Raw genomic sequence first — 13164 nt, forward strand, 5'->3', positions numbered from 1 at the left:
AAAGCCCTCACCGTGCCGAACCGGCGGCAAACGCCCCCGGCGTCGTCCCGGTCCAGCGCCGGAATGCGTGGATGAAGCTCGCCACCTCGGCATACCCCAGCCGGTCTGCCACCTGCTCGACGGTGAAACCACCGGCGCGCAGCATCTCTTCTGCGAGTGTCTGACGCACCTCATCCACCAGCGCCCGAAATGCCGTGCTCTCTCGCAGAAGGCGACGACGCAGCGTGCGGGAGGTGACATGCAATGCCGCGGCAACCTGTTCCATATCCGGCATACGCTCCGGCTGGTGCAGCAACAGGCTGCGCACCTCCCCCGCCACACCGGTGCGCGCCCGCCGTTTTTCCAGCAACTGGCGGCACTGGTCCTCGCATAAGCGCCGCGTCAGCGCGTCGGCTTGCGGCAATGGCTGATCCAGCAACGCGGCATCAAAAGTCGTGACAATCTGCGCGCCGTTTCCGGCGGCAGAAAACACCGGCAACACACCAAAGTGATCCTGATACGGCGTCGTATCCGGCGGTGCCGGGTACGGGAAGGTCATGCGCTGCACCGGCAAGGGCTGCCCCAGCAACTCTTTCTGCAACACGGCGATGGCCGCCGCATCCCGCTCCAGCAGAAAGACACCTACTGCCTCGTCGAGATGCCCGGCATCCAGGCACAGTCGTGCCTGGGCACCGTCCTCCTCCAGCCATATCCTGGCGAAGGCGAAGGTCAGATCCAGATAGTGAATCCCCAACTCGATGGCACTGCGCAGGCTCGGGCTACTGACCAGTCCGAACCCCCAGATGCCGTAGCTGGTGAGGTGATAGCGCCGCCCCGCCTCGATCCCCAGACCCGGCTCATGCCCCAGGTGCGCGAGCAGATTGCGCACCAGCAACAGTTCCTGCTGCGCGGTGATTTCTGCCCCGGGGTCTGCCAGCATCGGTTCGGTAATGCCCGTACCCGTCAGGCATCGCGCTACCGGCAGCCCGCGTTCGGCACCCAACGCGCTCATCAGACGCGCGCTGGCGACGCTGCGCAGGGCCGCAACAGGGGGTTGTTGCGTGATAACTGGTGCCATGACCTGACCCGGAGACTGTCCGAAAATCACAATCTACTGTCCCGGCGCCCCATAAACAAGGTTTGCGGTGCTGTGTAATATCGTCTGTCATCACGGCATGGCATGCAGGCAACGATCCATGCGGGCAACAATAAAAGAGGCGGCGGTTATGGGCGCACACTACAACAGCATCATCATTGGTGCCGGCTTCGGCGGGACCGGCATGGCCATCCAGCTGAAGCAGCGCGGCGAGGACTCCCTGCTGGTGATCGAGAAAGCCGGCGATGTCGGCGGCACCTGGCGCGACAACACCTACCCCGGTGCCGCCTGCGATGTGCCGTCTCATCTGTATTCCTACTCCTTCGAACCCAAGTTTGACTGGTCGCGCCGCTTCGCGCCGCAAGCCGACATTTTTGCCTACCTGCGCCATTGCGCGGACAAATACGACGTGCGACGCCATGTGCGTTTCAATACGGAAGTCAGCGGTGCGCGCTTCGACGAGGACAGCAAGTTGTGGCAGGTGGAGACCACCACCGGCGAGCATTTCACCGCCCGTTTCCTGATTACCGCAACCGGCCAGCTGAATCGCCCCGCCTGGCCGCACATTGCCGGTGAAGACACATTTCGGGGCACGCGTTTTCACTCCGCCCGCTGGGACCACAGTGTCGACCTCAAGGGCAAACGCATCGCAGTGATCGGCACTGGTGCCAGCGCCATCCAGTTTGTGCCAGCGATTGCCGACAACGTCGGCCAGCTGACGCTGTTTCAACGCTCTGCTCCCTGGGTGGTGCCCAAACCGGACCGCAGCTATCACCGTGTCGAGCAACAGCTGATGGAAAAGCTGCCGCTGCTGCAGAAGCTTGACCGGGCACGGGTGTATGCCATGTACGAAACCCGGGTTCTGGCGTTCACCAACCTGCAGCGTATCATGAAGGTGTACGAGTTCAATGCGCTGCGCTATCTGCGCAAGTTCATTCGCGACCCGGCCCTGCAGCAAAAACTGACACCGGATTACCCCATCGGCTGCAAACGCATTCTGATTTCCAATGACTACCTGCCCGCCCTGGCCAGGGACAATGTCAGCGTGGTCACTGACGCCATCGAGTGCTTCGACAGTGACGGCCTGCGCACGCGCGATGGCACACACCACCCCGCAGATGTCGTGATTTACGGCACCGGTTTTCAGGCCACGGACTTTCTGGCGCCGATGCAAATCACCGGGCGCGCGGGGCGTGACCTGAATCAGGTCTGGCGTGATGGCGCCGAAGCCTATCTGGGCATGACGGTGCACGGTTTCCCCAATCTGTTCATGCTGTATGGCCCGAATACCAACCTGGGCCATAGCTCGATCATCTACATGCTCGAGAGCCAGATGAATCATGTGCTCGCCTGCATGGACGCCATGCAGGACGCCGGCGCCGACACGCTGGAAGTCCGGGATACGGTACAGTCAGATTTCAACCGCGACTTGCAGGCGCGCATCACAAACAGCGTCTGGGACCAGGGCTGCACAAGCTGGTATAAAACCGAGAGCGGCAAAAACACCAATAACTGGCCGGGTTTCACTTTCAACTACCGGCTGCTGACCCGGAACGTGAATCACGATGACTATCAGTTCTCCTGACAATTCTCTTGGCAATTCTCCTGATACGCCCGACATCCGTTTTCCGGATATGGACACGTCGCGCGGGCAGCGTCTGCTCGCGGCCACGTTGCGCGGCAGCATGCGCGTGCTGGTCAAACCGCTGTTCCATGTTCTGACGCCGCTGGCGGTACAGCGCACCGGGCTGCGTCTGAGTGCCGCCAGCACACTGAGTGCCCGCGGTGTCACGCGCGAAGCAGTCCGTGTCGGTGGTGTGCCCGCGGAACGGTTGCGGCCGGCAAACGGGGCGGGTGACAAGGTCGTGCTGTATCTGCATGGCGGCGCTTACTGCGTCGGCTCACCCGCCACCCATCGCAGCCTGACGACACATCTGGCCCGCGCAGCCAATGCAACGGTGCTGGCGCTGGACTATCAGCTGGCGCCGGAAGCGCCCTTCCCGGCCGCCCGGGACGATGTGCTGGATGCCTACCGCGCCCTGCTTGAAGAGGGTGTCGCACCGGCGCACATATTTATCGCTGGTGACTCGGCCGGTGGCGGGCTGACGCTCTCCGTTGCACAAACCATTCGCGACCAGGCGCTGCCGGCGCCCGCCGGGCTGATCATGCTGTCACCCTGGGTAGACCTGACCCACCCTCGCGCCAGCGAACCATCACATCCCGGCGAGGTGATGCTGAGCTGGGGCGCACTGGACAAAGCGGCACGGCAGTATATTGGTACGGATGTCAGCAGCGCGACGGAAGCACTGCGCGCCCCGGGTGTGTCGCCGTTACTCGGGTCGCTGGCGAATCTGCCACCGACACTGACCATTACCGGCACTGACGAGATTCTGCTGGGCGACTCCGAGCAGCTGATCCAGGCCCTGCACGATGCCGGCAATCAGGCCACGCTGCTGCTGTATCGCGGCATGTGGCACGTATTCCCGGTACACGCCGGCATGCTCAACGCCGCCGACCACGCGATCGCCTCCATGGCGGAGTTCATGCAATGAAGACCATTCTGATTACCGGTGCCGCATCAGGCATCGGCGCCGCCACCGCGCGGCTGTTTCATCAACGGGGCTGGCAAACCGGGCTGCTGGATATCAATGCCGAAGCGCTGGCCGAGTTATCCGCCGAGCTGGGAGGCGCCTGGCATCAGACGCTGGATGTGCGGGACGGCGCAGCAGCTTCCCGTGCGGTGGATGCCTTCGCGGCACACGCCGGGGGCCTGCGGGTGCTGTTCAACTGCGCGGGGATTCTGCGCACCGGTTATTTCGAGGACATTCCCGGCGAGGCGCATGCGCAGATATTCGCCATCAATGTGCAGGGGCTGATCAACATGACCCAGGCTGCCTTTCCGTATTTGCGCCAGGCGCAGAAGCCGCTGGTGCTGAACATGAGCTCTGCGTCGGCGCTCTACGGTGTGCCGCACCTGGCTAGCTACTCCGCCTCCAAGTTCGCCGTGCGCGGGCTGACAGAAGCGCTGGATATCGAATGGCGTCGCCACGGCATTCGCGTCTGCGACCTGATGCCGCCTTTCGTGAATACGCCCATGGTCAGCGAGCAGGCCTTCCGTGCGCCGGTGGTGGACAAGCTGGGGGTGCACCTGAGTGCCGGGGATATCGCCGAGGCCGCCTGGCGAGCATTGGACAGCACAGCAGTGCATCACCCGATCGGGCTGCAATTCAGTGGCACCATGCTGCTGGAAAAACTGACGCCGCGTGCTTTTACGCGGCGGCTGATGGCATTTTTGAGCAAGGACTGATTGAACAGGAACTGGCGCGGTGGCCCGCACAGCAGTCTATCTGTTCAACCGGTTTCCTATTGCCTGCTGTTGCTGGCGCCCCTCGGGGGTCTGGCGGTAGCGCTCTTCCTCAAGCCGCCGCATGACCGTCGCCGGCGAGCAGTCCGCCACGTTGCTTCGCTCGCAGGCGGCAACACGCTCTTTCAACTGCTCTTGCGCCTGCCTGTGACGGTCGGCCCCTGAGACCGTGCCATTCTGTGGTCGCGGCTCAGCCGCTCCGCGCGCATCACTCCGGCGACTGGTGGCCGAACGCGCCCGCTGCGCTGCTTCGCGCCCCTCGAACTGGTTGCCTTGCGGCACAGTAACCGGCTCGGCGCCTTCCGGGCGCTGATCGGTAAACAGCACATTGCCTTCCGCATCCACATACCGGTACACCTGTCCGGACTGCGGTGTTTCCGCAAACTCGTCGCTGTCATCGGCGGCATCGGCTCCGACCGCCAAACCCGGCTGGACGGCAAGCGCCAACAGCAAACAGCCAACAGCACTGCCTGACATCAAAAGACGCATTATATGATCCTTCATAACAGTCTCCTTCGAAGGGGGCCTCAGCCCGGGGGCCACGAAAACGGGCGGCCGCCCAATACATGAATATGCAGGTGGAATACGGTCTGGCTGGCACCTGCGCCATTGTTCACATTAAGACGAAAATCAGTCAGGCCCTGTTCGGCCGCCACCTGGTTCGCCACCAGCAGCAGATGCCCGAGCAGTGCCTGATCTTCCGGCACGGCATCGGAGAGTTTCGGAATCGGCTTTTTCGGTATCACCAGGAAATGCGTCGGCGCCTGGGGATTCACATCCCGGAAGGCGAGGCAATCGTCATCCTCAAAGATGATGTCCGCAGGAATCTCGCGGGCGATGATTTTCGAGAAGATGGTCTCTGCCATGCCTGTTGCTCCTTGTGGTCCGTGCTGCGGGCCCTGAAAACGCCATTTTACCATAAACCAGTCAGTCACCGCTGCGCCGTGCACCGGCCACAAATCCGGCGCGTTGAATCCAGCGATTCGTCGGTCAACGTCGGAAATCGAACCCCAGGCGCTGCCCCGGCGGCGCCCCGGCAGCCGCGGGCAATACGCGGCCGCCCTCCCAGACCGGCACGCCATTGACCAGCGTCATATCAATGCGGCTGCGTAGCACCTCACCCTCGAACGGCGACCAGGCACACTTGTACAGCAGTGATTCCGGCGTCACCCGGGTCTGAGCCTGCGGGTCCACCAGCACCAGATCGGCATGACAGCCCTCGCGAATGTAGCCGCGATCAATCACGCCATAGCGCTCTGCTACCGCGTGGCTGGTCTTGCGCACAACGGTTTCCACCGAATAGACCCCGCGTTGTACCGCATCCAGCAGCGACAACAGTGCGTGCTGCACCAAAGGCAGCCCCGCCGGTGCCTGAAAGTAGTGACCGGCCTTTTCCTCCCGCGTATGAGGTGCGTGGTCGGTGGCGATGATATCGATGCGGTCCTCGTTCACCGCTCGAACCAGTGCCTCACGGTCCGTCGGCAGCTTGATCGCCGGATTACATTTGATCAGGCTGCCCAACCGGGGGTAGTCGTCACTACTGAACCAGAGATGATGGGCGCAGGCTTCCGCCGTAATCTGCTTGGCGGCCATGGGCCCGGCCTCGAACAACGCCAGCTCTTCCGCCGTGGTGATATGCAGAACGTGCAACGGCGCGCCGTGCCGCCGGGCCAGCGATACCGCCAGGCTGCTGCTGGCCAGGCACGCTTCGCGGCTGCGAATCGCAGGGTGCTCGGCCATGGGAATATCGTCGCCAAAACGCGCGCGCCAGCGCGCCTCGTTGGCGCGAATCATCGGCGTATCCTCACAATGGGTCGCAATGAGCACAGGGGATTCGCTGAAAATCGCCTCCAGCACGTCCTGCCGCTCCACCAGCAGATCCCCGGTGGAGGCGCCCATGAACACCTTGACGCCGCAGGCCTGGCCCGGCGCGAGACGGCGGATCTCGTCCAGATTGTGGTGCGAGGCACCGAGATAGAAGGCGTAATTGGCCATGCTGCGTCCGGCGGCGCGCTGGTATTTGTCCTCCAGCGCCGTGCGGGTCAGGGTGGCGGGCCGCACATTGGGCATTTCCATGAACGAGGTGATGCCACCGGCCACCGCAGCCGCCGATTCCGTTGCCAGATCGCCCTTGTGGGTCAGCCCCGGCTCGCGAAAATGCACTTGATCATCAATCATGCCGGGGAGCAGCCAGCGCCCGGCGCCCTCGATCACCCGGGCACCGGCGGCAGGCGCGCGCGGCCCGATATGGGCGATACGCCCATCACGAATATGGACATCTGTCCCGGTTATCGTGCCCTCGTTCACAACCCGAACGTTCACAAGCGACAAATCTGCTGACATGATGGTGAGCATCTCCCGGGTAGCTGCCATAATGAGCGACCGCTGGCATGCAGTCGGCGGGGCCCGGCGTGGTGGCAGTAGCTGGTCCACCGCGCACACTCGGGCACAGCTTGAAATGTTATATTATATCAATAAGCGCTGACACCTCTCACATTCAAGAGTTGATACAAGAACGCCCATGGCCACTCTCTTCGTTGATAACCTGACAGTGCTCGACTTCTCTTATCTGCATGCCAAACGCGGCATGGTGGGCGAATCCTGGATTGTCGATCTGGAGCTCACCGGTGATCTGGATGACATGGGCATGGTGCTGGACTTCGGGCGCATCAAGAAGGCCGTCAAGGAGGCACTGGACGCTGAGATCGATCACAAACTGGTGGTGCCCGAGGACAGCGATTGCCTGACCCGCCTGCCCGACGAAGATCAGGTCAACCTGGAATGGCAGTACCATGCTGGCGTCATTCGCATGAAGGCCCCGCTGTGCAGCAGCGCTTTCATTCCCGGCACCGAGATCACCAAGAGTGCCGTAACGCTGCATCTGATGACACTGCTGTACGGCATTCTGCCTGACAATGTGAGTGAGTTGGTGCTCACATTGCGCGAAGAGGACGCCGGCACGGCGCCCAGCTATCACTACTCCCACGGCCTCAAGAAGCACGACGGCAACTGCCAGCGCATTGCCCACGGCCACCGCTCGCAGATCCAGATCTTCGAGAACGGACGACGCAGCCGTTACTGGGAAAAACTCTGGGCGGACCGCTGGGAGGATATCTACATCGGCTCCGAGGAAGATCTGGAGGGCACCTACTTTATTGATGAGGTGCCGCATCACCGGTTTCGTTATACCGCGCCCCAGGGGCTGTTCGAGCTGCTGATCCCCGAGGATCATTGCTATCTGGTCAACACCGACTCCACCGTTGAGCACCTGGCGGCGCATATTGCTGCGGAGCTGGCCGACGAGGCGCTGGGCAAGCATTTCCGGGTGCGGGCCTTTGAAGGCGTTGCCAAGGGCGCGCTGGCCGAAGCCGGTGTGATGCGCGCCTGAGGCGCTCGCCGGGGAGCCCCGGGAGAGACGCCGCTACACTTCCTCGCGCAGGATCGTTTCCGCTTCTTCCTGAATCAGCCGCCTCAGCCAACGGTGCGCCGGGTTGTGGTGCAGCAGCGGCGACCAGGCCATCTTCAGCTCGAAACGCGGGATCACGAATGGTGGCTCCTTGATCACCAGACGCGGATTCTGGGTCTGCATGCGCGCCACCCGACTGGGCAGGGTCGCCACCAGATCATTGTTCATGGCCAGCAATGCCGGCATCTGATAATGCCGGGTAAAAATGGAGATCTTGCGTGTCTTGCCGATGCGTGCCAGCGCCTGATCAATCCAGCCCAGCCCGCCCAGCTTCTCCGGATTCATGCCGAAGCCCACACCAAACCCGGTCTTGGACACCCAGATGTGCTGCCCCTTGAGGTAATTCTCCAGATTGAAATCCCGTGCCAGGGGGTTGCTGCGATTGAGCAGGCAAGAGAACGAATCCTTCCACAGTGTCACCTGGTGGAAGGAGCGTGGAATCTCGTTGAAGCGATTCACCGCCAGGTCCACCCGGCCCTGCTCCATATCGGCATAGCTCACATCCGAGGGCGTTACGAAATCCAGCACCACATGGGGCGCATCCTCGCGCAGACGGCGTACCAGATGCGGCACCAGGGTCGCTTCGGCGTAATCACTGGTCATGATGCGGAACACCCGACGGCTGGCTTCTGGCAGAAACGCCTCGTCCGGCGTCAGCATCGCTTCCGTCTGCATCAGCACTTTGCGCACCAGCGGCTGCAGCTCCAGGGCCCGTTCTGTGGGATTCATGCCGCCGGAGGTGCGTATCAACAGCGGATCATTGAATAGCTCGCGCAAGCGCTTGAGGCCATTGCTCATCGCTGGCTGGGAAATACCCAACTGGTCAGCCGCCCGGGTCACGCTGAGCTCCCGGAGCAACACATCCAGATATTTCAACAGGTTAAGATCAACCCGCCCTACGTTCATGCGCTCTCCTGACCTCTCCGCCCCGGGGTGTTCTGAGGGTGGCTTGATTGCCCGGCAATCTTCAGTCGTCAATATACCTGCTCATCCCGGCCATTATAAGCGCGGCGAATACTTTCAAATCTCAAGATAAGCGAGGCGAATACACACACGGCAGGCGCAACCGGGTGCACAAAGCCCGCCGTCTCGTGTGAAAATTGGGTAATGAGAAGCGCTTCAATCGCGTGTACCATGGACCCTCGACTTCGGGGGCATAAAAAATCATCAACGTGATGTCACTATGCCACTAGCGCGCGTGTTATGAGGATTGTCACTGATGGACAAAAAAGTAGCGGCCGATAACCGGCAAGAAGTAGAAAAATTCGTCGTGAGACTGCCGAAAGGTATTCGCGGCAGAATCGCTGAGCTCTCCCGGTACAACAAGCGCAGCATGAACGCCGAAATTGTTGCTCGTCTGGAAGAAAGTCTGGGGCTGACGATTGCGGTAGAGGGCGTGGGAGAATCTTCACCACACCTGTACGCCGTGAATATCGAGGCGTCATCGGATGGCAGCGGTGATCCCGTCATTATTACTCAGGAAAGCCAACTGCTGGAGCGCTTCCGCGCCATGAGCATGGCTCACCGGCGGGCGTTGCTTGATCTGCTACGCTGAACTGACAGTCTGCCGATCCTGACAACGTACATGACACGTAACGGTGCCGGTTGAAACACCTGGAGCTACTGACAGCACGCCTCGGGCGCTCGGTGCAGGAAAGCGTTCACTACTCCCGCTATAACGCCCCGATGATCGGCGTGCTGGGCGTCATCACCTTTCCCCTGTACCACTACGTCTGGTGGCTGATCATTCCTCAGCCCTACGAAAATCTGTGGCTGCGCATGATCGGCGTCGTGATCTGTGTGCCATTGATATTTGCCGCGCAGTGGCCCAAGGCGATGCAGCGCTACTTCGCCACCTACTGGATTCTGTTCCTGCTCTATACGTTGCCGTTCTTTTTCACCTACATGCTGCTGCGCAATGATCTGTCGCTGATCTGGAGCATGTCCACCATGGCGGCGCTGTTCTTTCTGGTGCTCGCGGTGTACGACTGGTTGCTCGTCATTCTGCTGACCCTGGCGGGATCGCTGCTAGGCTGGGCGGGGCTGTTGCTGACCACCGATGTGCAGGACATCAACACCCTGACAACCCTGTACTTTCAGCAGCTACCGATTTACGCGTTTGTCGTGATTGGCGGCAGCATTTTCAATTACAACGCTCAGTTGGTGAAAGAGGAAAAGCTCAACGCGCATGCCGCCGTGGGGCGCAACATCGCACATGAACTTCGCACCCCGCTGCTCGGTATGAAGGCGGCCACCTCCGGGCTGGTACACTACCTGCCGCAACTGGTGGATGGTCACAAGGCAGCCATGGATGCCGGCCTGCCGGTAAAACCCATTCGCGGCACGCGACTGGACAAGCTGCGTCACGCCGCCGAACGTATCGATGAAGAAATCGACTACTCCAACACCATCATCGACATGCTGCTGCTCAGCGCCGGGCAGACAACGATCAAGCAGGACTCCTTCAGCTGGCACTCCATCAATGACACCATCGAACGGGCGCTGGATCGCTTTCCGTTCAAGTCCGACCGTGAGCGCCATCTGGTGCACTGGGAGCGCGGGGACGATTTCGCCTATTATGGCTCGGACCTGCTCGTCACGCATGTGCTGTTCAATCTGATCAAGAACGCCTTGCACAGCGTGCTCAGTGCCGGCAAGGGGACTATTCGTATCGGCACCGGTCGCAGCAGACGCTACAACCGTCTGATAGTGATGGACACCGGGCCTGGCATTGATCAAGCCAGAATTCGACAGATCTTCGACTATTTCTACAGCTCCAAGACACTGGATCAGGGCGCGGGGTTGGGGCTGTCGTTCTGCAAGCTGGTCATGGAAAGCCTGCAGGGCAAGATTCATTGTGAGTCGCGCCTCAATGAGTACACTTTGTTCGAGATGTCTTTCCCACGGGAACAATGATGCAGAAGACGATCCAACCCTACTTCCACCCCACCACTGTCATCATGCTTGATGACAACCAGCGCTTTCTGGATAACTTCAGCCTGCAACTGGACGAGTCGCTTGCCTGCCGGTTTTTCTCCTCAGCCGGACAATGCCTGACGCAACTGAACAGCCTCGCTCAGCGCACGCCGCTCGATCAACGCTGCTTCAGCTACTACCAGCAACCCTCGCGCGCATCCTCTGACCGCGTCATTCGGCTTGATCTGACCCTGATAGAGCAGGAAATCAGCAACCCGGATCGTTTTCAGGATGTCTCCGTGGTGGTCGTCGACTACGACATGCCGGAAATGACCGGGCTGGAGTTTTGCCAGAAGATTCGTAACAGGCGCATCAAGAAAATACTGCTCACCGGTGTGGCGGACGAGAAAATTGCGGTTGAGGCCTTCAATGAAGGCATTATCGATAAATTCATGATGAAGAGTGATCCCCGGATCACCCAACGCATCAACCAGACGATTCAGGATCTGCAGCGGCGCTACTTTTCAGAAGTCTCCGCAATGATACAGAGCACCCTGGCACTGGAGTCTCCTGAATTTCTCTATGACCAGGAATTCATCGATTACTTTTTCAATCTTGTCCGGCGCAAGCGCATTGCAGAATATTATTATGTGGAAGACCCTGATGGCTTTCTGCTGGTCAGTGACACCGGGCACTTGTCGCGCCTGATTGTTCACGGCCAGGACAATGTGCAGAGCAGCCTGTTTGCTCTGAAGCGCCATCGGGCCCCCGCCAACATTCTGAAGAAGGTGGCCGCCGGCAAGGCATTGCCCTGGCTGTGGTCGACCCCCGAGGACTATGACGAGGAAGATGAATTCATCTGGGCGGAACATATTCACGAGGCAGAACGCATCGACGGCAGCACGCCCTGGTTCTGTGCACTGGTGGAGAATCCTCCGGCAGACATCGAGTATGACAGCAGCACCTCGAGCTATCTTGCCTACCTGGAAAGCCTGGAGAAACTGGGCTGACACCCTGAAAAAGAGACGGGCATCTCTGCCCGCCTCTACACCCTTCATCCTCTCAAGCCATAGAGAGCTCCCGTTTAGTCACATCCCGCGCAAGACGCTGGGTTGAGGGCCATTGGGCCATACCCACCTCCTCACGCACGACATCGCACACGCGCAACACATGATCCAACTGCGCCCGCGTGAGCCCGGCGTTAACACTGAAGCGCACCATCGAACGTCCTTTTGCTGTGGCCGGGGCACAGAACACCGAGCCAAATACACCCTGGCGTTCCAGTGATTCCCGCAACAATAACGTAGCATCCTCTGCGCCCGCCTCCAGCGAGATAATCTGTGAATCACTGGCGGTAACGTTATAGCCCAACGCAGACAAGCCGTCCCTCAGGTAATCTGCATTCGTATGCAACAGCTCACGACGCCATTCGTCACGCATGATGATATCCAGTGTCGTATCCAGCCCTGCGATTTCTGCCGGCAAAAGACAAGAGCTGAATATTGCTGGTAGCGATGTCATCCAGAAGTACTCGGAGAACTGGCGCGGACACAAAATCAGCCCGGCACGACCACAAAACGCCTTCGCCAGGCTGGCCGTCACAAAGTGTACCCGGTGCAGCAAACCCAGCTCGCGCACCAGGCCCGCACCCGACGGACCATGCGTTCCCAGTGAATGTGATTCATCCACCAGCACCATACAGTCATGATGCTCCGCCAGCGCGACCACCTCCGGCAGATGGCAGAGGCTGCCGGTAGTGCTGTACACCGAGTCCACACACAACAACCCCGGTCCATAGCGCTCCATCTGTCGTTGCAGATGCTGCAGGTCATTGTGCCGAAACGGCCGCACACTGGCGCCACCGCTGCGCACGCCTTCCCACAACGATGCATGGGCGTTCATATCCATATACACGGGCATACCCGTCTCGCTGATGCTCTGAATCAGTCCCACGTTTGCCGCATAACCGGATTGGCAGAGAATGCCGGCTTCATAGCCCACATACTCGGCCATACGTTTTTCGAATCGCCGCTGGGGTGTATCCCCGCGCATCAGGGAACCGGACATCATGACACTTTCGGGGCCGGTTCTCAGGCACGTCACCTGCGCCTCAATGACATCCCGGTGACTGGCCAGAGACAGATAATCGTTACTGATCATCTGTATCGCATCCGCAGCAGGAATTTCACCACGCAACAAATGTTTTCCGCCCCACAGCTTTCCCCAGCGCTCATTGAAGAAATGATCCATTCTCTCCGTCAGGAAATCAGGAAATTTTTTTTGTGAATGACCCGACAGGAACATATCTGCCTTGATATTCATATGTTTCTCCTTCGCTCATAA

13 protein-coding genes are annotated in these 13164 nt (G+C 60.1%); 7 read left to right on the forward strand and 6 right to left on the reverse strand.

Annotated features, from left to right (window positions below):
* Positions 1 to 7 precede the first annotated feature (7 nt).
* A complete protein-coding gene (locus K8B33_RS13715; protein WP_223427486.1) occupies positions 8 to 1057 on the reverse strand; it encodes an AraC family transcriptional regulator in 1050 nt (349 codons plus the stop codon).
* A gap of 118 nt (positions 1058 to 1175) precedes the next feature.
* On the opposite strand from K8B33_RS13715, the gene K8B33_RS13720 reads away from it, so the two are divergent.
* From K8B33_RS13720 to K8B33_RS13730, 3 genes are read left to right on the forward strand one after another with little or no spacing between them, the layout of a single operon-like run.
* The gene (locus K8B33_RS13720) at positions 1176 to 2660 is read left to right on the forward strand and encodes a flavin-containing monooxygenase (protein WP_223427487.1); all 1485 of its coding nucleotides are present in this window, start codon (positions 1176 to 1178) and stop codon (positions 2658 to 2660) included.
* A complete protein-coding gene (locus tag K8B33_RS13725) occupies positions 2641 to 3627 on the forward strand; it encodes an alpha/beta hydrolase (RefSeq protein ID WP_223427490.1) in 987 nt (328 codons plus the stop codon). The genes K8B33_RS13720 and K8B33_RS13725 overlap by 20 nt, the downstream gene beginning before the upstream one ends.
* Positions 3624 to 4382, forward strand: coding sequence for an SDR family oxidoreductase (locus K8B33_RS13730; protein WP_223427492.1), 759 nt, complete (start codon positions 3624 to 3626; stop codon positions 4380 to 4382). Before K8B33_RS13725 ends, K8B33_RS13730 begins: the two co-directional genes overlap by 4 nt.
* 36 nt (positions 4383 to 4418) lie before the next feature.
* On the opposite strand, the gene K8B33_RS13735 is transcribed toward K8B33_RS13730, so the two are convergent.
* The 3 genes from K8B33_RS13735 to K8B33_RS13745 all read right to left on the reverse strand — a co-directional run bounded on the left by K8B33_RS13735 (position 4419) and on the right by K8B33_RS13745 (position 6782).
* Positions 4419 to 4943 (reverse strand): DUF4124 domain-containing protein, encoded by a 525-nt coding sequence (locus K8B33_RS13735; protein ID WP_223427494.1) that lies wholly within the window; start codon positions 4941 to 4943, stop codon positions 4419 to 4421.
* 23 nt (positions 4944 to 4966) lie between these two features.
* Positions 4967 to 5305, reverse strand: coding sequence for a histidine triad nucleotide-binding protein (locus K8B33_RS13740; protein ID WP_223427495.1), 339 nt, complete (start codon positions 5303 to 5305; stop codon positions 4967 to 4969).
* 124 nt (positions 5306 to 5429) lie between these two features.
* A complete protein-coding gene (locus tag K8B33_RS13745; protein ID WP_223427496.1) occupies positions 5430 to 6782 on the reverse strand; it encodes a dihydroorotase in 1353 nt (450 codons plus the stop codon).
* A gap of 178 nt (positions 6783 to 6960) precedes the next feature.
* Between K8B33_RS13745 and K8B33_RS13750 the strand changes: the two genes are divergently transcribed.
* Entirely contained in the window at positions 6961 to 7827 is an 867-nt protein-coding gene (locus tag K8B33_RS13750; RefSeq protein ID WP_223427497.1) for a 6-pyruvoyl trahydropterin synthase family protein, read from the forward strand.
* A 33-nt stretch (positions 7828 to 7860) separates the two neighbouring features.
* Here the strand turns inward: K8B33_RS13750 and K8B33_RS13755 are convergent, their stop codons facing one another.
* Positions 7861 to 8811: a LysR family transcriptional regulator gene (locus K8B33_RS13755; protein WP_223427498.1), complete on the reverse strand. Its 951-nt coding sequence runs from the start codon at positions 8809 to 8811 to the stop codon at positions 7861 to 7863.
* Positions 8812 to 9124: 313 nt separating this feature from the next.
* On the opposite strand from K8B33_RS13755, the gene K8B33_RS13760 reads away from it, so the two are divergent.
* From K8B33_RS13760 to K8B33_RS13770, 3 genes are read left to right on the forward strand one after another with little or no spacing between them, the layout of a single operon-like run.
* Positions 9125 to 9460, forward strand: coding sequence for an Arc family DNA-binding protein (locus K8B33_RS13760; RefSeq protein ID WP_223427500.1), 336 nt, complete (start codon positions 9125 to 9127; stop codon positions 9458 to 9460).
* A gap of 50 nt (positions 9461 to 9510) precedes the next feature.
* Positions 9511 to 10821, forward strand: a complete 1311-nt coding sequence (locus K8B33_RS13765) for a sensor histidine kinase (protein WP_223427501.1) — start codon at positions 9511 to 9513, stop codon at positions 10819 to 10821.
* Positions 10821 to 11831 (forward strand): response regulator, encoded by a 1011-nt coding sequence (locus tag K8B33_RS13770; protein WP_223427502.1) that lies wholly within the window; start codon positions 10821 to 10823, stop codon positions 11829 to 11831. The genes K8B33_RS13765 and K8B33_RS13770 overlap by 1 nt, the downstream gene beginning before the upstream one ends.
* 52 nt (positions 11832 to 11883) lie before the next feature.
* Here K8B33_RS13770 and cqsA read toward each other — a convergent pair whose 3' ends face one another.
* The gene (gene cqsA / locus K8B33_RS13775) at positions 11884 to 13143 is read right to left on the reverse strand and encodes an alpha-hydroxyketone-type quorum-sensing autoinducer synthase (protein WP_223427506.1); all 1260 of its coding nucleotides are present in this window, start codon (positions 13141 to 13143) and stop codon (positions 11884 to 11886) included.
* Positions 13144 to 13164 lie beyond the last annotated feature (21 nt).

This window comes from Alcanivorax limicola, from assembly GCF_019931215.1.
Taxonomy (GTDB): Bacteria; Pseudomonadota; Gammaproteobacteria; order Pseudomonadales; family Alcanivoracaceae; genus Isoalcanivorax; species Isoalcanivorax limicola.

Bases quoted from the DNA above. Each gene is read 5' to 3' on its own strand.
- K8B33_RS13715 (WP_223427486.1), bottom strand. From the start codon at position 1,057: ATGGCACCAGTTATCACGCAACAACCCCCTGTTGCGGCCCTGCGCAGC.
- K8B33_RS13720 (WP_223427487.1), top strand. From the start codon at position 1,176: ATGCGGGCAACAATAAAAGAGGCGGCGGTTATGGGCGCACACTACAAC.
- K8B33_RS13725 (WP_223427490.1), top strand. From the start codon at position 2,641: ATGACTATCAGTTCTCCTGACAATTCTCTTGGCAATTCTCCTGATACG.
- K8B33_RS13730 (WP_223427492.1), top strand. From the start codon at position 3,624: ATGAAGACCATTCTGATTACCGGTGCCGCATCAGGCATCGGCGCCGCC.
- K8B33_RS13735 (WP_223427494.1), bottom strand. From the start codon at position 4,943: ATGAAGGATCATATAATGCGTCTTTTGATGTCAGGCAGTGCTGTTGGC.
- K8B33_RS13740 (WP_223427495.1), bottom strand. From the start codon at position 5,305: ATGGCAGAGACCATCTTCTCGAAAATCATCGCCCGCGAGATTCCTGCG.
- K8B33_RS13745 (WP_223427496.1), bottom strand. From the start codon at position 6,782: ATGTCAGCAGATTTGTCGCTTGTGAACGTTCGGGTTGTGAACGAGGGC.
- K8B33_RS13750 (WP_223427497.1), top strand. From the start codon at position 6,961: ATGGCCACTCTCTTCGTTGATAACCTGACAGTGCTCGACTTCTCTTAT.
- K8B33_RS13755 (WP_223427498.1), bottom strand. From the start codon at position 8,811: ATGAACGTAGGGCGGGTTGATCTTAACCTGTTGAAATATCTGGATGTG.
- K8B33_RS13760 (WP_223427500.1), top strand. From the start codon at position 9,125: ATGGACAAAAAAGTAGCGGCCGATAACCGGCAAGAAGTAGAAAAATTC.
- K8B33_RS13770 (WP_223427502.1), top strand. From the start codon at position 10,821: ATGCAGAAGACGATCCAACCCTACTTCCACCCCACCACTGTCATCATG.
- cqsA (WP_223427506.1), bottom strand. From the start codon at position 13,143: ATGAATATCAAGGCAGATATGTTCCTGTCGGGTCATTCACAAAAAAAA.